General features: G+C 61.3%; 27 protein-coding genes. 14 read left to right on the forward strand and 13 right to left on the reverse strand.

The window, feature by feature from the left end:
* Window positions 1-52: 52 nt before the first annotated feature.
* Both FX984_RS15665 and FX984_RS15670 read left to right on the forward strand, forming a co-directional pair.
* Window positions 53-736 carry a DNA-3-methyladenine glycosylase gene (locus tag FX984_RS15665; protein WP_092358220.1) on the forward strand — a complete coding sequence of 228 codons (684 nt, stop codon included), beginning with the start codon at window positions 53-55 and terminating at the stop codon, window positions 734-736.
* Between the two features lie 25 nt (window positions 737-761).
* The gene (locus tag FX984_RS15670) at window positions 762-2,078 is read left to right on the forward strand and encodes a bifunctional DedA family/phosphatase PAP2 family protein (RefSeq protein ID WP_027605231.1); all 1,317 of its coding nucleotides are present in this window, start codon (window positions 762-764) and stop codon (window positions 2,076-2,078) included.
* On the opposite strand, the gene FX984_RS15675 is transcribed toward FX984_RS15670, so the two are convergent.
* From FX984_RS15675 to FX984_RS15690, 4 genes are all read right to left on the reverse strand, one after another.
* A complete protein-coding gene (locus FX984_RS15675; RefSeq protein WP_074847728.1) occupies window positions 2,072-2,287 on the reverse strand; it encodes a hypothetical protein in 216 nt (71 codons plus the stop codon). The two genes, FX984_RS15670 and FX984_RS15675, sit on opposite strands and share 7 nt — an antisense overlap.
* A gap of 100 nt (window positions 2,288-2,387) precedes the next feature.
* On the reverse strand, window positions 2,388-2,978 hold the full coding sequence (locus FX984_RS15680) for an LON peptidase substrate-binding domain-containing protein (RefSeq protein ID WP_027605229.1): 591 nt from the start codon (window positions 2,976-2,978) through the stop codon (window positions 2,388-2,390).
* Between the two features lie 21 nt (window positions 2,979-2,999).
* The gene (locus FX984_RS15685; RefSeq protein WP_027605228.1) at window positions 3,000-3,716 is read right to left on the reverse strand and encodes an LrgB family protein; all 717 of its coding nucleotides are present in this window, start codon (window positions 3,714-3,716) and stop codon (window positions 3,000-3,002) included.
* On the reverse strand, window positions 3,713-4,066 hold the full coding sequence (locus tag FX984_RS15690; protein ID WP_092358214.1) for a CidA/LrgA family protein: 354 nt from the start codon (window positions 4,064-4,066) through the stop codon (window positions 3,713-3,715). The genes FX984_RS15685 and FX984_RS15690 overlap by 4 nt, the downstream gene beginning before the upstream one ends.
* Before the next feature lie 165 nt (window positions 4,067-4,231).
* Between FX984_RS15690 and FX984_RS15695 the strand changes: the two genes are divergently transcribed.
* The 3 genes from FX984_RS15695 (at window position 4,232) to FX984_RS15705 (ending at window position 7,183) form a co-directional block, all read left to right on the forward strand.
* Entirely contained in the window at window positions 4,232-4,687 is a 456-nt protein-coding gene (locus FX984_RS15695) for a MaoC family dehydratase (protein WP_027605226.1), read from the forward strand.
* A 105-nt stretch (window positions 4,688-4,792) separates the two neighbouring features.
* Window positions 4,793-6,511, forward strand: coding sequence for a C13 family peptidase (locus FX984_RS15700; protein ID WP_027605225.1), 1,719 nt, complete (start codon window positions 4,793-4,795; stop codon window positions 6,509-6,511).
* Window positions 6,512-6,541: 30 nt separating this feature from the next.
* Window positions 6,542-7,183, forward strand: a complete 642-nt coding sequence (locus tag FX984_RS15705; protein WP_027605224.1) for an oxidoreductase — start codon at window positions 6,542-6,544, stop codon at window positions 7,181-7,183.
* Window positions 7,184-7,220: 37 nt separating this feature from the next.
* On the opposite strand, the gene FX984_RS15710 is transcribed toward FX984_RS15705, so the two are convergent.
* The 4 genes from FX984_RS15710 to FX984_RS15725 form a co-directional block, all read right to left on the reverse strand.
* Entirely contained in the window at window positions 7,221-7,505 is a 285-nt protein-coding gene (locus FX984_RS15710) for a YceK/YidQ family lipoprotein (RefSeq protein WP_027605223.1), read from the reverse strand.
* Window positions 7,498-8,127, reverse strand: a complete 630-nt coding sequence (gene ubiX / locus FX984_RS15715) for a flavin prenyltransferase UbiX (RefSeq protein ID WP_146477751.1) — start codon at window positions 8,125-8,127, stop codon at window positions 7,498-7,500. Before ubiX ends, FX984_RS15710 begins: the two co-directional genes overlap by 8 nt.
* Window positions 8,124-9,473, reverse strand: coding sequence for a UDP-N-acetylmuramate:L-alanyl-gamma-D-glutamyl-meso-diaminopimelate ligase (gene mpl, locus FX984_RS15720; RefSeq protein WP_053138137.1), 1,350 nt, complete (start codon window positions 9,471-9,473; stop codon window positions 8,124-8,126). Before mpl ends, ubiX begins: the two co-directional genes overlap by 4 nt.
* A 73-nt stretch (window positions 9,474-9,546) precedes the next feature.
* Window positions 9,547-11,442 (reverse strand): sigma-54-dependent Fis family transcriptional regulator, encoded by a 1,896-nt coding sequence (locus tag FX984_RS15725; protein WP_146477749.1) that lies wholly within the window; start codon window positions 11,440-11,442, stop codon window positions 9,547-9,549.
* 272 nt (window positions 11,443-11,714) lie between these two features.
* Between FX984_RS15725 and exaC the strand changes: the two genes are divergently transcribed.
* The 9 genes from exaC to FX984_RS15770 all read left to right on the forward strand — a co-directional run bounded on the left by exaC (window position 11,715) and on the right by FX984_RS15770 (window position 21,052).
* On the forward strand, window positions 11,715-13,235 hold the full coding sequence (gene exaC, locus FX984_RS15730) for an acetaldehyde dehydrogenase ExaC (RefSeq protein WP_027605219.1): 1,521 nt from the start codon (window positions 11,715-11,717) through the stop codon (window positions 13,233-13,235).
* A gap of 146 nt (window positions 13,236-13,381) precedes the next feature.
* The gene (gene eat / locus FX984_RS15735) at window positions 13,382-14,815 is read left to right on the forward strand and encodes an ethanolamine permease (RefSeq protein WP_024077594.1); all 1,434 of its coding nucleotides are present in this window, start codon (window positions 13,382-13,384) and stop codon (window positions 14,813-14,815) included.
* 57 nt (window positions 14,816-14,872) lie between these two features.
* Complete coding sequence (locus FX984_RS15740) at window positions 14,873-16,267, forward strand: ethanolamine ammonia-lyase subunit EutB (RefSeq protein WP_027605218.1); 1,395 nt, start codon at window positions 14,873-14,875, stop codon at window positions 16,265-16,267.
* Window positions 16,264-17,097 carry an ethanolamine ammonia-lyase subunit EutC gene (gene eutC / locus FX984_RS15745; RefSeq protein WP_027605217.1) on the forward strand — a complete coding sequence of 278 codons (834 nt, stop codon included), beginning with the start codon at window positions 16,264-16,266 and terminating at the stop codon, window positions 17,095-17,097. Before FX984_RS15740 ends, eutC begins: the two co-directional genes overlap by 4 nt.
* 92 nt (window positions 17,098-17,189) lie before the next feature.
* The gene (locus tag FX984_RS15750; RefSeq protein ID WP_027605216.1) at window positions 17,190-17,648 is read left to right on the forward strand and encodes a GNAT family N-acetyltransferase; all 459 of its coding nucleotides are present in this window, start codon (window positions 17,190-17,192) and stop codon (window positions 17,646-17,648) included.
* 301 nt (window positions 17,649-17,949) lie between these two features.
* A complete protein-coding gene (locus FX984_RS15755) occupies window positions 17,950-18,606 on the forward strand; it encodes a DedA family protein (RefSeq protein ID WP_027605215.1) in 657 nt (218 codons plus the stop codon).
* Between the two features lie 6 nt (window positions 18,607-18,612).
* Window positions 18,613-19,428 (forward strand): M90 family metallopeptidase, encoded by an 816-nt coding sequence (locus FX984_RS15760; protein ID WP_027605214.1) that lies wholly within the window; start codon window positions 18,613-18,615, stop codon window positions 19,426-19,428.
* Window positions 19,429-19,536: 108 nt separating this feature from the next.
* Window positions 19,537-20,064 (forward strand): inorganic diphosphatase, encoded by a 528-nt coding sequence (gene ppa / locus FX984_RS15765; protein ID WP_003176323.1) that lies wholly within the window; start codon window positions 19,537-19,539, stop codon window positions 20,062-20,064.
* Window positions 20,065-20,278: 214 nt separating this feature from the next.
* Window positions 20,279-21,052 (forward strand): LexA family transcriptional regulator, encoded by a 774-nt coding sequence (locus FX984_RS15770; protein ID WP_027605213.1) that lies wholly within the window; start codon window positions 20,279-20,281, stop codon window positions 21,050-21,052.
* 445 nt (window positions 21,053-21,497) lie between these two features.
* On the opposite strand, the gene FX984_RS15780 is transcribed toward FX984_RS15770, so the two are convergent.
* Genes FX984_RS15780 through FX984_RS15800 form a run of 5 tightly spaced genes read right to left on the reverse strand, consistent with a single transcriptional unit; the run spans window position 21,498 to window position 25,533 of the window.
* Window positions 21,498-22,655 carry a glutathionylspermidine synthase family protein gene (locus FX984_RS15780; protein ID WP_146477748.1) on the reverse strand — a complete coding sequence of 386 codons (1,158 nt, stop codon included), beginning with the start codon at window positions 22,653-22,655 and terminating at the stop codon, window positions 21,498-21,500.
* Between the two features lie 12 nt (window positions 22,656-22,667).
* Complete coding sequence (locus FX984_RS15785) at window positions 22,668-23,378, reverse strand: DUF1190 domain-containing protein (RefSeq protein ID WP_027605211.1); 711 nt, start codon at window positions 23,376-23,378, stop codon at window positions 22,668-22,670.
* Between the two features lie 18 nt (window positions 23,379-23,396).
* Window positions 23,397-23,825 (reverse strand): DUF350 domain-containing protein, encoded by a 429-nt coding sequence (locus FX984_RS15790; protein WP_027605210.1) that lies wholly within the window; start codon window positions 23,823-23,825, stop codon window positions 23,397-23,399.
* Window positions 23,826-23,840: 15 nt separating this feature from the next.
* Window positions 23,841-24,512, reverse strand: a complete 672-nt coding sequence (locus FX984_RS15795; protein ID WP_108574246.1) for a DUF2491 family protein — start codon at window positions 24,510-24,512, stop codon at window positions 23,841-23,843.
* Window positions 24,499-25,533, reverse strand: a complete 1,035-nt coding sequence (locus FX984_RS15800) for an ion channel (RefSeq protein WP_092488452.1) — start codon at window positions 25,531-25,533, stop codon at window positions 24,499-24,501. The genes FX984_RS15795 and FX984_RS15800 overlap by 14 nt, the downstream gene beginning before the upstream one ends.
* Window positions 25,534-25,541: the final 8 nt, after the last annotated feature.

Below are 25,541 nucleotides of genomic sequence, written 5' to 3' on the forward strand. Positions count from 1 at the left end.
GTGGGAGTTGTTATTATTCCGTCACATTTAGCCGTATTAACCCCAGGCCACCATGCCCAGTTCTTCGCCCCAACTCCCCGCCAGCGCCCTGCCCGACAGCTTCTTCGACCGTGACGCGCAAATACTCGCGCGAGATTTGCTTGGAAAAGTCATCCGCCATCGCGTCGGCGATAGCTGGCTTTCGGCGCGAATTATTGAAACCGAAGCCTATTACGTGGCCGAAAAAGGCAGCCACGCCTCACTCGGCTACACAGAAAAGCGTAAGGCTTTGTTTCTGGATGGCGGGCATATCTATATGTACTACGCCCGTGGCGGCGATTCGCTGAACTTCAGCGCGCAGGGGCCGGGCAATGCCGTGCTGATCAAATCGGCCTATCCCTGGGTCGATGAAACCTCCGGACCCGCCAGCCTGGCGCAGATGCTGCTGAACAACCCGAATGCCGACGGCAGCCCGCGCTCGTCGCAAAAGCTGTGTGCCGGCCAGACGTTGCTGTGCAAGGCGCTGGGCCTGAAGGTGCCGATGTGGGATGCCAAGCGCTTTGATCAAGAATTGCTCTATGTGGAAGACGTCGGCCAGACACCGACACAGATCATCCAGACCACCCGCCTGGGCATCCCCAGCGGCCGTGACGAGCACTTGATGTACCGCTTCGTCGATGCCGGCTATGCGCCCTACTGCACGCGGAACCCGCTGCGCCGGGGCCAGGTCGAAGGCCGCGACTATTTCCTGATTTGAATCTGTGGCGATGGAGTAACGATTTATGGGCCAATGGCTCGATGGCATTACCGGCTGGCTGACCCTCAACCCGCAATGGCTGGCGGCGGCGGTATTTATCGTCGCGTGCGTGGAATGCCTGGCCATTGCCGGGCTGATCGTGCCGGGCACGGTACTGCTGTTTGCCATTGCGGCAATGGCTGGCAGCGGCGCCTTGTCCCTGAGTGAAACCCTGCTGCTGGGGTTCCTGGGAGGCTTGTTGGGCGACGGGGTTTCCTACTTCCTCGGCCGACACTTCCATCAGAACATCCGCCGCCTGCCCGGCCTGCGCCACCACCCGGAATGGATGAACGGCGCGGAAACCTACTTTCACAAATACGGCATCGCCAGTCTGCTGGTGGGACGTTTCATCGGGCCATTGCGGCCGATGCTGCCGATGGTGGCCGGGATGTGCGACATGCCGTTCCCGCGTTTCGCCCTGGTCAGCCTGCTGGCGGCAGCCGGTTGGTCGGTCGCCTACCTGCTGCCGGGCTGGGCAACCGGCGCTGCGTTCCGCCTGCCATTGCCGGAAGGGTTCTGGCCTGAGGCGGGGGTTGTTACAGCCTGCCTGGCAGCCATGCTGGGACTGAGCCTGCACACCAGCGTTCGCGGCCATCGTCGCGCGACCTTGTGGATAGGGTGCGCCAGCCTGACATTATTGATCGCTCTGTTTATCGGCTATACCCACCTGGATGACTTTGACCAGGGCCTGAGCGCGCTGGTACAGGAACATCGCAGCCCCTGGCTGGACCAGACCATGGTGATGGTGACCCAATTGGGTGAGTTCAAGAAAATGTTCTTCGCCAGCGCCGTATTCACCGCGCTGCTGCTACTGGCGCGGCAATGGCGTCATGCCGTGTTTGTCGGTGCAACACTGGCCGGGGCGGCGGTGATCAATACCGGGACCAAACTGTTTTTCGCCCGCGGCCGCCCGGAAATCCTCACCGACCCATTGACCAGCTTCAGCATGCCCAGCGGCCACGCCTCCGGTGCGTTTGCGTTTTTCCTGGCGTTGGCAGTGCTGGCCGGTCGCGGACAACCCACGCGCCTGCGCCTGACCTGGATGTTGCTGGGCTGTATTCCTGCGGCCTTCATCGCGCTGTCACGGGTCTACCTTGGCGCCCATTGGCCCACCGACATCCTGGCTGGCACACTGCTGGCAATGACCGTGTGTGCATTCAGCCTCACCGTCTGCCAGTACCGAAGCCCTTTGCCGCCGATGCCGCAGAAGGCCTGGTGGCTGGTATTACCCGCTGTGGTGGCGGTGCTCGGCTTCATTGCCTTTACCGGCACCCCACACGCGCTGCTCAGGTATGCCTACTGACCCTGGGTCGGGCCGAGCCAATGGATTGGCGCGGCGCGGCGTTCAACACAACGCTCACGTCGCTCCAGCATCATCTCATCGGCGATTTCTGCGGCGCGTTCAGCGATGTATTCCGGGCCCCGCTTGGCATCCAGCGGCAGCAGTTGCACGGCAATACTGACAAAAAAAACGTCCCAGGCCGCCTGTTCCGATGGCGCTAGCCGAATCATGTTCACCCCCAATCATTGTTGTGTGATCGGTGACTATTTCAGGCGACGCGCAGGGAACAACGAGGAAACCTCTGAAAACCGCGCAGGACAGATCCGAGGCTCAGGCAAACAATTCGCCCTGAAGCTCATCGAGCAGCATCTGGATCGCATCCAGCCGCTGCTGCGGGTCGTCGAGTTGCAGCAGGTCGATCTTGTCGGCCTCAGTGAACGGCAAGAGATAAGCCAGTTGATTGCCCAAGGCTTGCTGGCCATCGGCGTGAGTGTCCATGTCCAGCGACGCGACCATCGGGTGTTCGGCCAGGGCCTGGAGCAAGGCCAGCAGGTCGGCATCCTCTTCTTCCAGCGCCTGGTCCGGCAGTTCTTCCAGCCATTGCACCTCGGCCACCAGCAACTGGTCCTTCTGCACACCGGCGTCTCGCACGCGGAAGCGCCGCCCACCTTCGACGCGAATCCCCAGCAGGCCGTTGTCCTGCTGCTTGAAGTCGCGAATCAACGCTTCGCAGCCGATCAAGGCATAGCCATCCGGAGCCATGCCCACCTCCTTGCCATCGAGGATGCACACCACGCCGAAGCTTTCGCCCTTTTTCATACAGCGGCTGATCATGTCCAGGTAGCGCGCCTCGAACAGTTGCAGGTCGAGGATGCAGCCAGGGAACAGCACGGTATTGAGGGGGAACAGCGCCAGACTCATAAAGGCTTCCTTAAACCCGGTTTAAACAATCACTGACACGGCCAGCGGCAGGAACACCGCTGTGGCTACGCCCATCAGACTCATGGCCAGCGCCGCAAAGGCGCCACACTCTTCGCTTTCCTGCAGGGCCACCGAGGTGCCGACAGCGTGTGCGGTCATGCCCAGCGCCATGCCGCGCGCCTCGGGGCTGTGCACCCCAAGACGCGAGAGTAACGCCGGGCCAACCATCGCGCCCACCACCCCGGTAATCAGCACAAACACCGCCGCCAAGGCTGCCACACCGCCGATCTGTTCGGCCACCAGCATGGCAATCGGCGAGGTCACCGACTTCGGCGCCATGGTCATCAACATCCTGTGTTCGGCGCCGAACCACCAGCCCAGCAGTACGCACAGGCCGGTGGCCAACACGCCGCCTATCACCAGCGTAGTAAAAATCGGCCAGAACAATTGCCGAATCCGCCGCAGGTTCAGATAGAGCGGCACCGCCAGGGCCACCGTCGCCGGGCCCAGCAGGATCCCCATGATCTCCGTGCTCTTGCGGTACTCGGCGTAGCTCAGGCCGCACGTGAGCAACACGCCGATCACCAGCAGCATGGAGACCAGCACCGGTTGCAGGAAAATCCAGCGGGTTTTCTCGAAACCCGCCAGCACCAGCTGATAGGCGCCCAGGGTGATCCCGATACCGAACAGCGGGTGATGAATCACCGCCGTCCATGCGCCGTGCCAGTCGAAGATCATTGATCCTGCTCCTTGCGCTTGACCATGCGTTCCATCAACAGCCCGACAAAGCCCATGGCGATCACCAGCGACAACACCAGTGCACCGACGATGGCCCAGAAGTCGGCGGCAATATCCCTGGCATACACCATCACCCCCACCGCCGGCGGCACCAGCAGCAACGGCAAGTAGCGCAGCAGGCTGCTGGCCGCCAGGCTCAGGGGCTCGCCGACTTCGCCACGCCAGATCAGGAACCCGAGCATCAACAGCAGGCCGATGATCGGCCCCGGCAGTACCGGCAGCAGCAAATGATTGATCGCCGTGCCGATCAATTGAAACAGCACCAGCCATGTCAGACCGCGTAACAGCATCCGTCCTCTCCCCCCTCAAGACCCGCCCGCATTATAAGCATGCCCGTCCTATGCTCCGGCATTCGCCAAAAGCATGGTGGGTTGACCGGGCTGGTTGGCCATGATGATCTACATTGGTTCTCTGTACCCCATAACAAAAGCACCGATGAACCAAGGAGAGACGCAATGCCCTATGTACCCGTAGCGCAGCTCAAAGATTATGTCGGCAAGGAACTGGGACGTTCCGAATGGCTCACCATCGACCAGGCACGTATCAACCTGTTCGCCGAGGCCACTGGCGATCATCAGTTCATCCACGTCGATCCGGTCAAGGCCGCGCAAACCCCGTTCGGCAGCACCATTGCCCACGGTTTCCTGTCGCTGTCGCTGATGCCCAAGTTGATGGAAGACATCCTGATCGTGCCCGAAGGCCTGAAGATGGCCGTCAACTATGGCCTGGACAGCGTGCGCTTTATCCAGCCGGTGAAAGTCAATTCCAAGGTGCGCCTGAACGTGACCCTCACCGACGTCACCGAGAAAAAGCCCGGCCAATGGCTGCTCAAGGCCACCGCCACCCTGGAAATCGATGGCCAGGAAAAACCCGCTTACGTCGCCGAGTCGTTGTCGCTCTACTTCGTGTAAGCCCATCCCTGTGGCGAGCCACTGAAACTCGCCACAGGGTATGTAAATTTATGTATGAATCTCGCAGCTGCGGCATACTCGGCGCTCAATTATCCGGATCCCGCTATGCGCCCACTCGCTCCCCTTGCCCTTGCCCTGTTGCTCACCGCTTGCGGAGACGGCGAATCGCTGTTGCCGCCCGATGCGCGCCTGCCCGATGGCGGTCGTTACCGGGGCGATGTGGTCAATGGTCTGCTGCAAGGCCAGGGCCGCGTGGATTATCCCAACGGCAGCTGGTACGCCGGGCAGTTCGACAAAGGCCAGTGGCACGGCCAGGGCGAATGGCATGGCAGCAACGGCGAAGTCTATAAAGGCCAGTTCCAGCAAGGCCTGTTCGATGGCCAGGGCAGCCTGACCACGGCCGGCAGCCACTATGTGGGCGGGTTCAAGAACGGTCGGCGCAACGGCGAAGGCACCCTCAAAGAAGGGCAGATGACCTATCGCGGCGAATTCAAGGACGACCAGTATTCCGGCCTCGGCCGCCTGGAACTGGCGGATGGCAGCCAGTATCAGGGCCAGTTCGCCCACGGCAAGCCGAACGGTGAAGGCCAGCGCAATGACGACAGCGGCAACCAATTCAGCGGCCACTTCGTCGACGGCCAGCTGGAGGGCAACGGTACATTCAACAGCGCCGACGGCGACATCTATGTCGGCCAGTTCAAGCAGAACCAGCTCAACGGCAAGGGCCGTTATGAAAACGCCGATGGCGACGTGTGGATCGGCCAGTTCAAGGAAGGCGCACTCAGCGGCAAGGGCGAGTTGATCGGCGTCGACGGCAGCCACTACGTCGGCCAGTTCAGCGACTGGCGCTTTACCGGCGAAGGCCGCCTGAACCTGACCGACGGCAGCTTCTATATCGGCGGCTTCGACAGCGACAACTATCAAGGCCGCGGCACCCTGGTACTCACCGACGGCACGGTGCAGGCCGGTACCTGGGTCAATGGCATGCGCGTGCGTGATGCCGACGGCAAGCTGTTGCCCGACCCGCTGGAAATCGGCGTACTGGCCCAGGGCCGCCTGCTGGACACCGCCCTCGCCGCCGTGCCCGCCTCCACCTCGGCCGTGGAGCTGTACACCCTGGCCGTGGCCGGCGACGGTAAACAAAGCGTGTTCCTGCGCGAAGCCGATTACGTCAGCAATATGCTCGCCACCCGCTTCGGCGCACGTGGGCAGATCCGCCTGGTCAACCACCGCGACCATATCGCCGACCGGCCGCTGGCCACCCGCGAAAGCCTGCGCCGGGCCGTGCAGACCCTGGCCGAGCGCACCGGGCCGGAAGACCTGGTGTTTATCTACATGACCAGCCACGGCACCCACGAACACGAACTGGTGCTGGACCAACCGCGCATGGAACTGGCCGACCTGCCCGCCGATGAACTGGCCGCCGTGCTCGCGCCGCTGAAAAACCGCGACAAGATCGTGGTGATTTCAGCCTGCTACTCCGGCGGCTTCATCCCGGCGCTCAAAGACGAACGCACCCTGATCATGACCGCCTCGCGCGCCGACCGCGTGTCCTTCGGCTGTTCTGAAGAGGCCGACTTCACCTACTTCGGCGACGCCCTCTTCGCCCAAGCCTTCAACCAGACCGACGATCTGCAGCAAGCCTTCAAGCTGGCGCAGCTGCATGTGAGCGAACGCGAACAGGCTGACAACTTCGAAGCGTCCGAACCGCAGATCTGGGCCCCCAAAGGCGTGATCGCCCATTGGCAATTATTACGCAAGCAGCAGGCACGAAAGGCGCTGGAAAGCGTCTCAATGAATAGCAAGGAAGCCAAAGGCAACTAAGCTGTAACGTGTAACAAGGGGGGAAACACCATGTACCTGACACCTCAGCATATCCTGCTCGCTGGCGCCTCTGGCCTGACCGGCGAACACCTGCTCGACCGCCTGCTCAACGAACCCACCGTGACCCGCGTGCTGGCGCCCAGCCGCAAGCCACTGGCCGAGCATCCGCACCTGGAAAACCCGGTGGGCGACCCGGCGGTGTTCCTGCCGCAACTGAGCGGCCAGGTGGATATTGCCTTCTGCTGCCTGGGTACCACCATCAAGAAAGCCGGTTCGGAAGAAGCTTTTCGTGCCGTCGACCTGGATATGGTCGTAGCCTTTGCCAAGCGCGCGCGGGAGATGGGCGCGCGGCACCTGATCGTGATCAGTGCGATTGGCGCCGATCCGAAATCCTCGGTGTTCTACAACCGGGTCAAAGGGGAAATGGAACAGGCACTCAAGGCCCAGGACTGGCCGCAACTGACCATCGTGCGGCCTTCGTTGCTGCTGGGGGAACGGCTGGAGCCCCGCTTGGCCGAGCAACTGGCCGGGCCGCTGTCACGGTTGATTCCGGGGAAATACCACGGCATTGAAGTCTGCGAACTGGCCCGGGCCATGTGGCGCCTGGCGCTGGAAGAGCAGGACGGGGTGCGGGTGGTGGAGTCGGATGAACTGCGCAAGCTCGGTAAGTAACGCCTCCCACATTAGTTTTGTGGTGCCCAGGTCAGCGCTAGAGCCCGCCCGTGGCGTTAAATCCCACACCGAGCACCGTCAACACCGACAGCGGCAATAAAAGCGTGTCGAGCAACGCGCTGGCCGGCAGGTCGACGCCGGGATAGCTGGGCGCCTCGGCACCGAAACGGTCCTTGGCACAGCAACCTCCGTTCATTGCATACAAATCCAATCGCGTGCCGGCATACACCACCGGCGCGCCGGGCTGCGCGGCGTCCAGGGTACGCGCGGTGGCGCAGCCGGCCAGTTGCAGCGCCAGTATCACCAACAGCGCCTTATTCATCGCTGCTCAAATGGTGTTCGCCCCAACGCGGCAGCATGTCCTGGGGGATATTCAACAGGTTGAGAATGCGCGCCACCACGAAATCCACCAGGTCATCGATGGTCTGCGGCTGGTGATAGAAGCCGGGCGACGCCGGCAGGATGGTCACCCCCAGGTTCGACAGCTTGAGCATGTGCTCCAGATGAATGCTCGAGTACGGCGCCTCACGCGGCATCAGGATCAACTGGCGGCGCTCCTTCAACGTCACGTCGGCGGCGCGTTCGATCAGGTTGTTGCAAGCGCCGGTGGCAATCGCCGATAGCGTACCGGTGGAGCACGGCACCACGACCATTGCCGCCGGCGCACCGGAGCCCGAAGCCACCGGCGACATCCAGTCTTCCTTGCCGTAGACCTTGATCTGCCCCGCCGCCGCACCGGTGTACTCGGTAAGGAAGGCTTGCATCATCTGCACCTTGGCTGGCAGCGCGACATCAGTCTCGGTGGCCATCACCAACTGCGCGGCCTTGGAGATCAGAAAGTGCACCTCGCGGTCTTCACGCACCAGGCAATCGAGCAGGCGCAAGCCATAGGGCGCGCCGGATGCGCCGGTCATCGCCAGGGTGACGCGCTCCGGGCCACTCATTTCAGGGCCTCGGCCAGTTTGCCGTGCAAGCCGCCGAAGCCGCCGTTGCTCATCACCACCACATGGGTGCCAGGCTTGGCCTGGTGCTTGACGAACGCAATGATGCCCTCGATGGAATCACAGACTTTCGACGGCACCGTGCATTGCGCCGCAATCGCCGGCAGGTCCCAGCCGAGATTGGCCGGGGCATACCACACCACCTGGTCGGCATCGTTAACGCTTTCCGGCAGGCCGTCGCGGTGTGCGCCGAGCTTCATGGAGTTTGAACGCGGCTCGACAATCGCAATGATCGGGGCATCGCCAACACGTTTGCGCAGGCCGTCGAGGGTGGTAGCAATGGCCGTTGGGTGGTGGGCAAAGTCGTCGTAGATAGTAATCCCATTCACGTCGGCGACCTTTTCCATACGGCGCTTCACGCTCTTGAATGCGCTCAACGCAGCAATGCCCATGGACGGCACCACGCCCACATGCCGCGCGGCCGCCAGGGTCACAAGGGCATTGGCGACGTTGTGCTGGCCAGTCATGTCCCACTCGACGATGCCTTGGGCCTCGCCTTCAAACAGCACTTCAAACCGGGAACCGTCTTCACTGAGCAACTTGACCTGCCATTGCCCGCCCGCACCGGTGGTTTGCACCGGGGTCCAGCAGCCCATCTCGATCACGCGTTGCAAGGCCGGCTCGGTGGTCGGGTGGATGACCAGGCCTTCGCTCGGAATGGTGCGTACCAAATGGTGGAACTGCCGCTCGATGGCCGCCAGGTCGGGGAAGATGTCGGCGTGATCGAACTCAAGGTTGTTGAGGATCGCGGTGCGTGGACGGTAGTGGACGAACTTGGAGCGCTTGTCGAAGAACGCACTGTCGTACTCGTCGGCTTCGATCACGAAGAACGGCGTATCACCCAGGCGCGCCGACACCGAGAAGTTCTGCGGCACGCCGCCGATCAGGAAGCCCGGGCTCATGCCCGCGTGTTCCAGCACCCAGGCGAGCATGCTGCTGGTGGTGGTCTTGCCGTGGGTGCCGGCAACGGCCAATACCCAGCGACCTTGCAGCACATGGTCGGCCAGCCACTGTGGGCCGGACACGTAAGGCAAGCCTTTGTTGAGGACGTATTCGACCGCCGGATTGCCCCGGGACATGGCATTGCCGATCACCACCAGGTCCGGCACCGGGTCGAATTGCGCCGGGTCGTAACCCTGGGTCAGCTCAATGCCCTGGGCCTCGAGTTGCGTGCTCATGGGTGGGTAAACATTGGCATCGGAGCCCGTTACGTGATGGCCCAGTTCTTTGGCCAGAACCGCCATCGAACCCATGAAGGTGCCGCAGATACCAAGAATATGAATGTGCATAGTCGACCTCGTAAACATCGAGGCAGGTTAGCGCAGGGGGGCGAAAATCGCACTCTTTAGCTGTAGGACCGATCTATGGCACAGCCCGTGCAATACCGTGCCGGCGCAGCTTTCTATACAGCGTGTTACGGCTGACACCCAGCTGCTCCGCCGTGTGGGTCATGTGCCAGCGCTGTTGCTCCAGGGCCGTGAGCAGGGCGAGTCGCTCGGCGTCGCCCAGGGGCGAGTCGGCAAGCCTGGCCTCGGCCACTGCTTGCGGCCGTGCCTGGCGAATCAACGCGGGCAAATCCTCAAGGCCGACCCGCCCGTCGTCGCACAGCGCCGCCAGCGTACGCAACACCGTGCGCAGTTGCCGGACGTTGCCGGGCCAGGGGTAGGTCAGCAGCGCCGAGCGCGCCGCCGGGTCGAGTTGTAGACTCTGCCCGCCCGCCTCCTGCGCCAGCAGGAAATCCAGCAACTGAGGCTTATCGCTGCGTTCACGCAACGCTGGCAAACCGACTTCCAGGCCATTGAGGCGGTAATACAGGTCTTCCCGAAAACTTCCGTCCTGCACGCGCTCCAGCAAATTTCGGTGAGTCGCGCTGATAATTCTGACATCAACCGCCTGGGGCTCACCGCCGATGGGCACCACCATGCGGTCCTCCAGCACCCTTAACAGGCGCGTCTGCAGCGCCAACGGCATATCGCCGATTTCATCGAGGAACAGCGTGCCGCCGTCGGCCTGTTGCAACTTGCCCTGCATGCCGTCCTTGCGCGCGCCGGTAAAGCTGCCGCCGCGATAGCCGAACAGTTCGCTTTCGATCAGGCTTTCCGGGATGGCGGCGCAGTTGAGGGCAACGAACGCCTTGTCGGCACGCTGGCTGGCGTGATGCACCGCCTTGGCGAAGGCCTCTTTGCCGGAGCCGGTTTCGCCGTTGATCAGCAAGGGCACATCGCGCTCGAATACCCGCAGCGCTTTGCGGAAGTCACTCTGCAGCGCCGGGTCGCCGAGGCAGATACCGGCCAGGCGCACGGGCTCAGGCTTGGCGATGGGCGCAGGCACACTGCGCGATTGACCACGCAAGGCCGCGAACAAGTGCCGGCCATCCCGCGTGCGCAATGGCCAACTGGCGGTGGCATTGGCACTGGCGCGACCGAGCAGTTGGTCCAGGGAACACTCGAACAACGCCTCCACCGGTTGCCCCAGCAACCCGCCACGCACCTGCCCCAGCAGGTTGAGTGCGCTCTGGTTGACGGCACAAATCCGCCCTTCGCCGTCAAACGCCAACAACCCTTCGCTGAACAGGCCCACCGACTCGGCCTGCAGGTGAAAGCGCAGCAGCCAATGGTTTTCGAAGTGACGCAGGAAGTAGCAACTCTCGATCATCTTCGCCGACAGGTTGACCAGCGCCATGGTGTGGAACTGGCTCTGGCGCGACACCTCCTCCCGGGCCGACGACACGTCCAGCACCGCCAAGAGGTTGCCGTGGGGGTCGAACACCGGGCTCGCCGAACAGGTCAGCCCGGTGTGGCGCCCACGAAAATGTTCATCGCGATGAATGGTCAACGACTGGCGTTCCACCAGGCAGGTGCCGATGCCGTTGGTGCCCTCGCACGCTTCGCTCCAATCGGCACCGAGCCACAGCCCGGCGCGTTCGAAAATCTTGCGCTCGGACGGCGCTGTGACACAGTTGAGGATCACCCCACGGGCATCGGTCAGCAGCACCGCATGGCCAGCGCCCGACAGCTGCTGGTGCAGGCTGTTCATCTCGCTGCCGGCGATATGCAGCACGTGTTGCAGGCGTTCGCGGCTTTCCAGCAGGCGGCCGTGCTCAAGCACCGTAGGGGCGATGGTCTGGGCAGGATCGAGGTGGTAGTCCTCCAGGCAGCGCAGCCAGGAGCGGGCGATGGACGGGTCGCTCGACGGGTCGCGCCCACGGGCCACAGTGAGGACTTGCTGGGCATGGCGACTGAAATGATCGTTGTGCATGTTCTTATTATTCTCCCTGCGTGAGAACCACCAGCATCCCCCAGGCACCCAGCCAATGCAATCCCGGACCGACCCGTCGGTCACGGCCTGTACCGTTTATGGCACAAACTGTCACAGCGCCTGTGCCAGCCGTGTCACAGCAACGCCTTGCAACAAACCCCAAGCCCTTGATTTTCCTGGCCTGCAAAGCAGTGGCCCAACCTTTGCTCTACGCTTTATCAAGCGCTTGCGCGCTGCACTCCAATAAACATAAAAGCCAGGAGATACCCACCATGCGTTACGCACACCCCGGTACTGAAGGCGCGATCGTTTCGTTCAAGGCCAAGTACGGCAACTACATTGGTGGCGAATTCGTTGCCCCGGTCGATGGCAACTATTTCACCAACACCTCGCCGGTCAACGGCAAGCCTATCGCCGAATTCCCGCGCTCCACTGCCAAAGACATCGACAAGGCGCTGGACGCCGCCCACGCTGCCGCTGACGCCTGGGGCAAGACCTCGGCCCAGGACCGCTCGCTGGTACTGCTGAAAATCGCCGACCGCATCGAACAGAACCTCGAACTGCTGGCCATCACCGAAACCTGGGACAACGGCAAGGCCGTGCGTGAAACCCTCAACGCCGACATCCCGCTGGCCGCCGACCACTTCCGCTACTTCGCCGGTTGCATCCGCGCCCAGGAAGGCACCAGCGCCGAGATCAACGAACACACCGCGTCCTATCACTTCCACGAGCCGCTGGGCGTGGTCGGCCAGATCATCCCGTGGAACTTCCCGCTGCTGATGGCCGCGTGGAAACTCGCCCCGGCCCTGGCCGCCGGCAACTGTGTGGTGCTCAAGCCTGCCGAGCAAACACCGCTGGGCATCAACGTGCTGCTGGAAGTCATCGGCGACCTGCTGCCACCGGGCGTGCTGAACGTGGTGCACGGCTTCGGCAAGGAAGCCGGCGAAGCCCTGGCCACCAGCAAGCGTATCGCCAAGATCGCCTTCACCGGCTCCACCCCGGTGGGCTCGCACATCATGCATGCGGCGGCCGAGAACATCATTCCGTCCACCGTCGAGCTGGGCGGCAAGTCGCCGAACATCTTCTTCGCCGACATCATGAAAGCCGAACCGTCGTTCATCGAGAAAGCCGCCGAAGGCCTGGTGCTGGCGTTCTTCAACCAGGGCGAAGTGTGCACCTGCCCATCCCGCGCGCTGGTGGAAGAGTCGATCTACGACGATTTCATGAAAGTAGTGATGAAGAAAGTCGAGCAGATCAAGCGCGGCGACCCGCTGGACACCGACACCATGGTCGGCGCCCAGGCGTCCGAGCAGCAGTTCGACAAGATCCTGTCCTACCTGGAAATCGCCAAGGGCGAAGGCGCGCAATTGCTCACCGGCGGCAAGGTCGAGCAACTCACCGGCGATATGGCCGGCGGCTATTACATCCAGCCGACCCTGCTCAAGGGCACCAATGAAATGCGCGTGTTCCAGGAAGAAATCTTCGGCCCGGTGGTGAGCATCACCACCTTCAAGGACGAAGCCGAAGCCCTGGCGATTGCCAACGACACCGAGTTCGGCCTGGGCGCCGGTGTGTGGACCCGCGACATCAACCGCGCCTACCGCATGGGCCGCGCGATCAAGGCGGGCCGCGTGTGGACCAACTGCTACCACCTGTACCCGGCGCATGCCGCGTTTGGCGGTTACAAGAAGTCCGGCGTGGGCCGTGAGACGCACAAGATGATGTTGGATCATTACCAGCAGACCAAGAACCTGCTGGTGAGTTACGACATTAATCCGCTGGGCTTCTTCTAACTACCCCCTCCTCCCACAGTTGAAATGCACTCAAATGTGGGAGGGGCTTGCCCTCTCCCACACTTAGCTCTCCACAAGTACTTGCCAATTGCATTCGGCACACAGAGGCCGAGTTAAAAAACAATAACAATGAAAGGTACTTTCCCATGCCTAGCGAACCGACTGGATCTTCTGTCGACTTCGAAAAAGTCGACTCCCAATACTTCCAACAACGCGAACTGAAAAAAGGCGCCGCCGGCTGGGTCCTGCTGGTTGGCCTTGGCGTTGCCTACGTGATCTCCGGCGACTACGCCGGCTGGAACTTCGGCCTGGCCCAGGGTGGCTGGGGCGGGATGTTCCTCGCCACATTGCTGATGGCCACCATGTACCTGTGCATGTGCTTTTCCCTGGCCGAACTGTCTTCCATGATCCCCACCGCCGGCGGTGGCTACGGTTTTGCCCGCAGTGCCTTCGGGCCCTGGGGCGGGTTCCTGACGGGCACCGCCATCCTGATCGAATACGCCATCGCCCCCGCCGCCATCGCGGTATTTATCGGCGCCTATTGCGAGTCGCTGTTCGGCATCGGCGGCTGGATGATCTACCTGGCGTTCTACATCATCTTTATCGGCATCCATATCTTTGGCGTCGGCGAAGCCTTGAAGCTGATGTTCGTGATCACCGCCATTGCCGCGATTGCGCTGGGCGTGTTCCTGGTGTCGATGGTGCCGCACTTCAATGTCGCCAACCTGCTGGATATTCCGGTGACCGAGGCCAAGGGCGCCAGCACCTTCCTGCCATTTGGCTATGTCGGCGTGTGGGCGGCGATCCCTTATGCGATCTGGTTTTTCCTCGCCGTAGAGGGCGTGCCCCTGGCCGCCGAAGAAACCAAGAACCCCAAGCGCGACCTGCCCCGGGGCCTGATCGGCGCCATTGTGGTGCTGACCAGCTTTGCCCTGTTGATCCTGGTGATCGCACCGGGCGGCGCGGGCACCTACGCGCTGGTCAAATCCGGTAACCCGCTGGTGGAAGCGCTGGCGCTGTCCTATGGCGGTTCGACCTGGATGGGCAGTTTCGTCAACCTGGTCGGCCTGGCCGGCTTGATCGCGAGCTTTTTCTCGATTATCTACGCCTATTCGCGGCAGATCTTCGCCTTGTCCCGTGCCGGCTACCTGCCGCGCAAACTGTCCCAGACCAACAAGAGCAAGGCACCGGTACTGGCCCTGGTGATCCCCGGCATTATCGGTTTCGGCCTGTCGCTGACCGGCCAAGGGGATTTGTTGATTCTTGTGGCCGTGTTTGGCGCGACCATTTCCTACGTGCTGATGATGGCCGCGCACATCACCCTGCGCATCCGTCGCCCCAAAATGGACCGGCCTTATCGCACGCCAGGTGGCATCTTCACCTCCGGTGTCGCCCTGGTACTGGCCTGCGTGGCCGTCGTTGCGGGCTTTCTGGTGGATCCACGGGTGGTGATTGGCGCCGCGATCATCTATGGAGTATTAATTGCTTACTTTGCTTTCTACAGTCGGCATCACTTGGTAGCAGGTACGCCCGAAGAAGAATTCGCCGCGATCCAGGCCGCAGAGGCCGCCTTGCACTAACTGCCGTAAACCTCGACGCGGGTTCCTCTCCTGCCCGCGTCGTCAAGGAGACACTGTATGGCAAGCTTTTCCCACGCGGTCGGTGCACAAACCTACCGCTTCGACAGCCTCAAGGACGTGATGGCCAAGGCCAGTCCCGCCCGCTCCGGGGACTTCCTCGCCGGCGTTGCCGCGCAGAACGACGGTGAGCGGGTGGCGGCACAAATGGCCTTGGCCAATATTCCGCTCAAGCACTTCCTCGAAGAAGCGCTGATCCCCTATGAAAGCGATGAAGTCACGCGGCTGATCATCGACACCCACGACAAGCAGGCTTTCGCCGTGGTCAGCCACCTGACCGTCGGCGGCCTGCGCGACTGGCTGCTCAGCGACGCTGCAGATGAACAATCCCTACGCGCATTGGCGCCGGGGCTGACACCGGAAATGGCAGCGGCGGTGTCGAAGATCATGCGCGTGCAGGACCTGGTCCTGGTGGCGCAGAAGATCCGGGTGGTCACCCGGTTTCGCGGCACCCTGGGCCTGCGCGGACGCCTGTCGACCCGCCTGCAACCCAACCACCCGACCGACGAGCCGGCGGGTATCGCTGCGAGCATTCTCGACGGCCTGCTCTACGGTAACGGCGACGCCATGATCGGCATCAACCCGGCCACCGACAGCATCGCCTCGATCTGCGCCATGCTGGAGATGCTCGACGCAATCATCCAGCGCTACGAAATCCCCACCCAGGCCTGTGTACTGACCCACGTCACCACGTCCATCGAAGCCATCAACCGCGGCGTGCCGCTGGACCTGGTGTTCCAGTCGATTGCCGGCACCGAGGCGGCCAACGCCAGTTTCGGCATCAGCCTGAGCGTACTGCAGGAAGGTTACGAGGCGGGTTTGAGCCTGAACCGGGGCACCTTGGGCCAGAACCTGATGTATTTCGAAACCGGCCAGGGCAGTGCCTTGTCGGCCAACGCGCATTTTGGCGTCGACCAGCAAACCTGCGAAACCCGCGCCTATGCGGTGGCCCGGCATTTCAAGCCGTTTCTGGTCAACACCGTGGTCGGTTTTATCGGCCCCGAGTACCTGTACAACGGCAAGCAGATCATCCGCGCCGGCCTTGAAGACCACTTCTGCGGCAAGCTGCTGGGCGTGCCCATGGGCTGCGACATCTGCTACACCAACCACGCCGAAGCCGACCAGGACGACATGGACACCCTGCTGACCCTGCTGGGTGTCGCAGGGATCAACTTCATCATGGGCATCCCCGGCTCCGACGACATCATGCTCAACTACCAGACCACCTCGTTCCACGACGCCTTGTACGCTCGCCAGACATTGGGTTTAAAGCCGGCGCCGGAGTTTGAACAGTGGCTGGCCAAAATGGGCATCTTTACGCAAGCCGACGGCAAGGTGCGCTTCGGCAACAGCCTGCCACCGGCGTTTCGCCACGCCCTGGCGCAACTGGGATGAAGGAGCCGCCTGTGCAACTCGACCTGCCTGAAAACCCGTGGCTGGAACTGCGCCGCCTGACCCCGGCGCGAATTGCCCTGGGCCGCACCGGCACCAGCATTCCCACCAACGCCCAACTTGATTTCCAATTTGCCCACGCCCAGGCACGGGACGCGGTGCACCTGCCCTTCGACCACGGCGGCCTGAGCAGTCAGTTGGCCGAGCGTGGGCGCGATAGCCTGTTGCTGCACAGCGCGGCAACCGACCGGCACAGCTATCTGCAACGTCCGGATCTGGGGCGGCGTTTGAGTGACGAATCGGCCCAAAGCCTGCGGGATTACGCGGCTGCGCATCCGGGCGGCATGGACCTGGCGGTCGTGGTGGCGGACGGTCTGTCGGCGCTGGCAGTGCATAAACATACGTTGCCGTTTCTGACGCGCATGGAAGAACAGACCCACGCCGAAGGGTGGTCCTTGTCGCCGGTGATCCTGGTGGAACAGGGCCGCGTGGCGGTCGCGGATGAAATCGGGCAACTGCTCGGCGCCAAGATGGTGGTGATCCTCATCGGTGAACGGCCGGGGCTCAGTTCGCCGGACAGTTTGGGGCTGTACTTCACCTACAACCCCAAGGTCGGCCTCACCGATGCCTATCGCAACTGCATCTCCAATGTACGTTTGGAAGGCCTGAGCTATGGCATGGCGGCCCATCGCCTGCTGTACTTGATGCGAGAGGCGTGTCGCCGGCAGCTGTCGGGGGTCAACCTGAAGGACGAGGCGCAGGTTCAGACCCTTGAATCCGACAACCCGGACCTGATGAAGGGCAATTTCCTGCTCAGCCCACCCACCGACTGATCCCGGCACGATTGCGCTTTTTCGCGCCTTTAGGCAGCATCAAGTCACGGCCGCTCGTGTGGTCATACCCCATTTGGAAGTTGAGGCCTGGCATGCGGATTACTCAAGCGACCCTGGAACACCTGGACCTGTTGACCCCGTTGTTCGTCAAGTACCGCGAGTTCTACGGGGCCCTGCCCTTTCCGGATTCGTCACGGGCCTTCCTGGAAAAGCGCCTGCGCCGCAAGGAGTCGGTGATCTACCTGGCCCTCGCCGATGACGACGACAAACGCGTGCTCGGGTTTTGCCAGCTTTACCCGAGCTTTTCCTCGCTGTCGCTTAAACGCGTGTGGATCCTCAACGACATCTATGTGGCCGAAGACGCGCGCCGGCAACTGGTGGCGGATAACCTGATGCGCACGGCGAAGAAGATGGCCAAGGAAACCCACGCGGTGCGGCTGCGGGTATCGACCAGCAGTGATAACCAGGTGGCGCAGAAGACGTACGAGTCCATCGGGTTTCGTGAAGACACCGAGTTCAAGAACTATACCTTGCCGATCAGCGAAGACTGACGCCCTGACACCATGGACACCTTGTGGGAGGGGGCTTGCCCCCGATAGCGGTTTGTCAGTCAGACTATTTATAACTGACACACCGCTTTCGCGAGCAAGCCCGCTCCCACATTGAATTTCTGGCGATCTTCAGACCTCACGCCACGACATCCCCCGCTACAAAACCAACAGGCTTTTCACCTCTCAATCCGTATAATGCGGACCTTTCAGGGTTGTAAGAAACACTACATAAACGTGTAGCCTTATTACCCGAGCTTCCGCACAGGCCTGCCGAGTCGGGCCGTTCACACAGGTGCCATCCATGGATTTCAACCCGCTCGACCTTATCCTGCATCTCGACGTGTACCTCGACATGCTGGTAACCAACTACGGTCCGTGGATATACGCCATTCTGTTCCTGGTCATCTTTTGCGAAACCGGCCTGGTGGTCATGCCGTTCCTGCCGGGTGATTCGCTGCTGTTTATCGCCGGTGCGGTCGCTGCAGGCGGCGGCATGGACCCGGTATTGCTGGGCGGGCTGCTGATGCTGGCGGCAATCCTCGGCGACAGTACCAATTACGTGATCGGGCGAACGGCGGGAGAACGCCTGTTCAGCAACCCGAACTCGAAAATCTTCCGCCGCGACTACCTGCAAAAAACCCACGACTTCTACGACAGGCACGGCGGCAAGACCGTGACCCTGGCGCGCTTCCTGCCGATCCTGCGCACCTTTGCGCCGTTCGTTGCCGGCATCGCGAAAATGCCCTATGCACGCTTCTTCGGTTTCAGCGTGCTGGGCACCATCCTCTGGGTCGGCGGCCTGGTGACCCTGGGCTACTTCTTCGGCAACGTGCCATTTATCAAGAAAAACCTCTCGCTGCTGGTGGTGTTCATCATCCTGCTGTCGCTGGTGCCGATGATCATTGGCGTGTTCCGCAGCCGCTTTGGTCGCACGTCTTCAGAAGCCAAGTCGCAGTAACCCGCCATGTGGTCCCTCAGTGCCTGGCGGCGCCGGCGCCTGCTGGCCAAGCACCCGATTGCCGATGACACCTGGCAGCGGGTGCGCGACCACCTGACCTTCCTCGACGGCATCAGTGCCGAGCAGGACCAGTGGCTGCGCGAAGCCTGCGTGGTGTTCCTCGCCGAAAAACACCTCACCGCACTGCCCGGCGTCGAGCTGCACCAGGAACAACGCCTGCTGCTCGCCGCCCAGGCGCAATTGCCGTTGATGAACCTGGGCGACCTCGACTGGTACCAGGGTTTCCATGAAATCGTGCTGTACCCCGACGACTTCCTCAGCCCCCAGCGCCATCGCGACAGCAGCGGCATCGAACACGAGTGGGACGGCGAACACAGCGGCGAAGCCTGGCAGCAAGGCCCGGTGATCCTTGCCTGGCCCGGCGTACTGGCCAGCGGTCAGTGGGAAGGCTACAACCTGGTGATCCACGAACTGGCCCACAAGCTCGACATGCTCAACGGCGACGCCAACGGCCTGCCGCCGCTGCACCACGACATGCGCGTGCGGGAGTGGGCCAGCGTGATGCAGGGTGCTTATGACGACCTCAATCGCCAGCTGGACGCCAACCCCGATGCAGAGACGGAGATAGACCCCTACGCGGCGGAAAACCCGGCGGAGTTCTTTGCGGTCACCAGCGAATATTTTTTCAGCGCCCCGGATTTACTCGTCAACAGTTATCCACAGGTGTACGCCCAACTCAGCCGCTTTTACCGCCAGGATCCCTTGGCCCGCCTGACCCGACTGCAAGCGCACGACCCGCGTTATCAGCCACAAGGCGAATGACCGTACGACGTCTGGCGCATGGCATCGCCGTCAGAATATGCCTATAATCGCCGCCACTTTTAGGCCAATCCGGCCATGTCATATGGCCAACTACGGGGGCAACGCCCAATGAGCTACAGCAAGATTCCGGCTGGCAAAGACCTGCCGAACGACATCTACGTCGCCATCGAGATTCCGGCCAACCACGCGCCGATCAAATACGAAATCGACAAAGACAGCGACTGCCTGTTCGTTGACCGTTTCATGGCCACCCCGATGTTCTACCCGGCCAACTACGGTTTTATCCCGAACACCCTGGCCGACGACGGCGACCCCCTCGACGTGCTGGTCGTAACCCCTTACCCGGTTACCCCAGGCTCGGTCATCCGCGCTCGCCCGGTCGGCATCCTGAACATGACCGACGACGGTGGTGGCGATGCCAAAGTGATCGCCGTGCCACACGACAAGCTGTCCCAGCTGTACGTGGACGTGAAGGAATACACCGACCTGCCGCCACTGCTGCTGGAACAGATCAAGCACTTCTTCGAGAACTACAAAGACCTCGAAAAAGGCAAATGGGTGAAGATCGACGGTTGGGGCAACGCAGACGCCGCCCGCGCCGAAATCATGAAGTCGGTCGCTGCCTACAAAGGCTGATACCTGCTACTCATTGCCTCGGCAATTGAAAAAGCCCCGATTATTCGGGGCTTTTTTTGTGGGAAAAATTAAACGACCAGTTCAATTTTTTATAAACTTAGTTTAACCACAGTTCAAATCCGAACTAACAAGCTACAACTAAGCAAAAACCTACAGGCCTAACTCAACGCATGGTTTATTTGATGTGTTTTCTCGGCCAGTAAACTCTGCGTTTATGAATACATCAGGTGATCGCTTAAAAGCGCTATTACGGGAAGTTCATCTTTCCGCCTCCGACTTCGCCAAGAACCGTGGTGTCACGCCTCAACACGTGAACAACTGGTTCAAACGCGGTGTACCCATGGGCCGACTCAACGAGATCGCAGAACTGCTGTGCATCTCCAGCCGTTGGCTACGCACCGGCGAAGGCCCCAAACACCCACCGGCCAACTTCCTGCTGGAAGGCCCCGGCACCAGGAAAGGACTCCCCGCCCGCGAAGAAACTGGCAAATACCTCACAGGCCCCGCCTGCCGCCCGGAAAAAATCGACGTGGAGATCCCCCTCCACCCCACCTTCACCTCAACCGAACGCATCCGCGTTTCCCTGCACACCCTCGAAACCCTCAACGTCAACCCCGACCGCGCGCTGGGCGCCTACATGGTCGACAACAGCATGATCGACATCATCCAACAAGGCGCCACCCTCGCCATCGACAAAGGCCGCACCCAAATCATCGACGGCGAAATCTACGCGGTCGAACACGACGGAATGCTCCGCATCAAATACCTCTACAACCGCCCTGGAGGTGGCTTGCGCATGCGCAGCCACAATGCCGGTGAACATCCGGACGAATACCTGACCCACGAACAACGGTTTGAGCAGAACTTCCAGATCGTGGGGTGGGTGTTCTGGTGGTCTACCCTCAATAACCGCCGCCCACCCGTGCCGCTGGATGAGCATCTTTTGGGCTGGGAAGGCTCTAAATCGGATCCGGAGGTGGGCAACTGAGGTGAATGTGGGTATCATGCGCCGCACATTTGGCAGGGGGTGGCTTTGCGCTATCCACCCTGCTCGGCGATGCGGAGGATTTCCCGCAGATGCCCCTACTATTCAGCCCGACGCAATGTGGGCTGAGCGATTTGAAGGCTGCTGAGGTTTGTCAAAAACAAGCTGAGGCGGTCACAGAGAAGCCGGCCACAAGCCGGCTTTTTAATGCTCACAAAAACCACAAACCAAATTTATCCAACAGCTGTTGGATCATTGAATAGCCAAAGCGGGCAAGACTATCGCCTCGCCTGTCTCTCAGCGGCACTATCTATGCTGCATGCCTCTGGAGCACGATCCGCCACCAACTGCGTCATGTCTACAATAAAGGCAATACGGCCACCCAAGGCGCACCATCGATTCAATGTGCACTGAGAGATCAGCCCTTCTGGCCCTTTAAGCTCCAGCCTCAATCCAATATCAAATGCGGCAAAAACCGGCTCGAATCCTTGGTAATCAAACTATTATCCTCCCGCACCCCAATTCCCGCCGCCTGGTCCCCAATCACCCAAGACCCAATCAACGTGTAGCTGTCCCCAAACCGCGGCAGCGGTGCGAACTCCTGAAGAATAAACGGCGCATCCGTATAAGGACCGTCCTCTTTCACGATCAGCCCATCAGCCGTCTGCAGCTCGATATTCGCCCCTTCCCGCGAGAAGAATGGCTTGCGCACCCATCCCTTCGGCACAGCTTTACCCGGTTCGGTATCCAGGTGGGCCGCGAGCAGATTCGGGTGGCCTTTGTTGAATTCCCACAGCAGCGGCAGGATGCCTTTATTGGAAATGATGGATTTCCACGCTGGCTCGAAAAACTGGGTGTCGCTCTCGGCAATCGCGGCGCCGAAGGGTTCGTGGAAGATGAATTCCCAGGCGTGCAGTTTGAACAGGTGGGGAATCCAGCGGTCCTGGAGATCGACGAAGCGGCCTTCGCGGGTCAGGCCGATGTCTTCGATGTCGATGTGGCGTGATTCGATGCCGACTTTTTCCGCGACGAGGCGCAGGTAGTCGGTGGTGCCTTTGTCTTCGACCGAGTCTTTCATCGAGGCGAAGTAGAACGGCTGGTTGATCTGCAGTTGGGCGAAGGCCTGGTGCAGCTTGGTGTCGATGCTGTTGAACTGGTCGGCATGCTTGGGCAGCAGGCCGCGTTCGATGCATTGCTCGAGCCAGCCCCACTGGAACGCCGCGGCCTCGTAGAGGCTGGTCGGTGTGTCGTAGTTGAGTTCCAGCAGCTTGGCGGGGCCGGTGCCGTTGTAGGAGAAGTCCATGCGCCCGTACAGGTGCGGGTGGCCTTCGAGCCATGAGGTTTTGATCATGTCGAAGAAGGGCGCGGGGATGCTCAGGCGTTCGAACAGTTCTTCGCTCTGGACCACGCGGGCGACGAGGTCCATGCACATGTCATGGATCTCGGTGGTCGGGTCTTCGAGGTCGTGCTCGATTTGCTTGAGCGTGAACTGGTAATAAGCGCGCTCGTCCCAGTAGGGTTCGTTGTCGATGGTATGGAACAGAAAGCCGAGGTTTTCAGCCGTCTGTTTCCAGTCATGACGCTCTGCGCAATGGATTTTCTTCATGGCCCGGTTTCCTTAACTGCTCGACCCGCCGCCGCCCCAGCCGCTGCGTGCGCTGGCCTTGCTGCCGAAGCCGCCACGGGAGGTGGCCGACGCTACGGAGCTCGACTGGCTGGAGGTGCGCAGCGTGTTGGTGTAATTGCTGCTGCCGTACCGGGCTTGATTCGAGCGGCCAAACGTCGCGCCACTGGAGACGCGCTGGTTGAGCGTGGAGTTGCCGTAGTTACCGCGATCATCGCGATAGCGATACACCGGCTCGGAGCGGTAGCTGTTGCGATTACTGCTCAGCATGTTGCCGATCAGCAGACCGGTCAGCAGGCTGCTGGTGGAGAAGCCGGAGCCGCCGCTTGCCTGAGCGTTGCCCGCCTGGGCGTTGGCCGCGTCGACCTGGGATTGTGTCACCTGGCCTTCGGCGGTCAGTTCGAAACCGCCCAGCTTGGGAATGAACTGGCCATTGGAGTCCAGTTGGCACCAGCCGGCGACAAAGTCGGCATCGCAATCGGCCTGGCTGGCGTATACCGGGGCGATGCGGCGATGCTCGGCCATGGCCGTCATGTAGGCATCCGAACAGACGTCCACCGGAAGCTTTTCATCGGCACATTGCTGCACCGACTGGAAGTTGTACTTCTTCTGCAAATCGTAGGTTTTTTCCGTCGGCCCGCAACCGGATATCGCCATGGCGACCGACGCTGCCAGCGAAAGCTGGACGTACTTGCTTCGTTTCATCGGGAGCTCCGTGCGCAATCAGTTCTGGGTAGGTGTCATGCAGGCGGCATTCAACATGCCGACGCTGATGGCCACCGCCGCCACGTAGATGCCCGCTGCAAGCTCGCCTCTCTTGATGCGCTCGGAAGTGCCCTTGAGCACGAGACTGGTGAGCAGAAACGCCAGGAGTTGGACGACGGCTGCGATCACCGCCCAGACGACGAAGTCGAGGATGCTGATCGAGTAGGCAATCACGTTGCTGGCCGGAATGGCGAAACCGACGATGGCGCCGCCCAGGGCGACCGCTGCGGAAACGTTGCCCGCCCGGATCAGCTCGAACTCCTTGTGCGGGGTGACGCGGGTGTAGATGAACTGGAACAGCGCAAACAGTACGGCAGCCCCCAGGATGTAGGTGACAAACCCGAGCACGGCGGCTTTGTTCAGGGAGATGGAGAGAGCTTCTAGCATGGACTTCTTCCTTTTTTAGAGCGCATTCAAGTCGGTTGTGTACAGCGAAATGCCCAGGGAGGTGCTCAGGCTGACAGTGCCTTCGGCGTCTTCTTCGACAGAGAACAGCAGAAACTCGCGGCGATCGGTCAGGCCGGTGTCACGGGCATATAGCATCGAGCGGTGTTCGACGCTGTAGGAGTCCTCGGGGTTTATCACCTGCTCGCTCATGGCCACCAATTCTGTCTGGCCAGCCTCGCTGCCCCACACGCGCGTGTATTCGACGCCGTTGTGGGTGTAGGTCGGCAACCCGATCGGGCTCTGCGGCCCCGCCAGCCGGCGCAATTCAGCTTCGCTGCTGATAGTGACGTAGCTCAGGTAGTTGAACAGGATCACAGACTCGACCTGCCCGGCGATGTCGCCCGTGGTGTGCACCTGCAGCCAGTAATCCTCGTCGTTCATGTAGTAGCGCGACAGCCAGGTCGACTGCCCGAGGTCAACGGTGCCGTTACTCCAGATTTCCTGGGAGCCGGGGATAACCACCGTGGTCTTCCCGTCGAGCAACAACTTCAGGGTCGTGTCGAATATCACGCCTTTGCCCGGCGCCAGGCCAAGCGGCCCGGTGGTCGGCAGCGGTTCGGCAGCGCCTTTCGAGTGTGTATTCGCTTGCGGGGCCTCAAGCCCCATCAACTGTTTAAACCATCCCATTGGAGATTTCCTTGAGGCGGGTGGAGGCAATGTAGAAGAGCTCGCCGCCTTCAACGCGCGTGGCGCTGGGCGGGTTGATCGACGGTTGCGGGGCACCTTTGGCGCGATAGCCGATGAGGGTGGCGTTGTGGCGCTCTTTCATCTGGGTGTACAGATCGCCAAACGTGGCTTCAAACGCCTCGGGCAATCTCATCAGGTATTGGGTGGCGCCCTGCCCCACGCACAGCAGCTCATTAATGACCACCGACGAGCCCGGGTCCTGAGAGGCGCGCACCAGCATTTCGATAGCCATGCTTGAGGTGCATTCCAGGCTGGGGGCGTAGGAACTGGCCAGTGCGGCGATCTCACTTGCATTGAAGTGGGCGACCACGTGCCCGACCGGATTCAATTGATTCACCGCCAGCACGGTGGCCAGCGTCAGATCGTCAGACGGGGTTCGCACCAGCACACGCTCGGCACCGGGCACACCGGCACGCAGCAACAGCGCTGTGGAGGACAAGCTCTCACCACGGATAAAGGCCGCCTTGCCTGGCATCGGGTTTTCTTCGAGGGTGCAATCGCAGATGACGATCAGGTTGTCGTTCGAGGTTTCGTCTTGCAGCAACAACTCGATGACCCGTTCACTGGACGCGCCCTCCCAGCCAATGAGCACGGTATGGCCGATTTTGCCGGTGAAATCGCCTTTGCCCTTCATGCCTTTTCTCCATGCATCGATGACAGTGCTGGTGGTTTTGCCGATCGCCGCCGTCAGCAGCGCAATGCCCCCGAGCATGACCCAGGTCGCCACGAACAAGCGTCCCAAAGAGGTCTGCGGCGATAGATCGCCATAGCCGACGGTCAGCGTGGTGGTGAGATAGAAGTAAACGAACGTGGCGGGCGCGGTGAGGTGTTGTTCGCCCAGAACCACCAGGCCCAGATAAGCCGTGCTCAAGTGTACCGCCAAGGCGATGACCAGGCCTGCCCAGCCGAAGCGGTGAAAGAGGGACGCGGCGTACCTGCGCAACAAAAGAAAAATCGGCATTGCGTCCC

Source organism: Pseudomonas marginalis (assembly GCF_008692035.1).
Lineage (GTDB): Bacteria > Pseudomonadota > Gammaproteobacteria > Pseudomonadales > Pseudomonadaceae > Aquipseudomonas > Aquipseudomonas marginalis.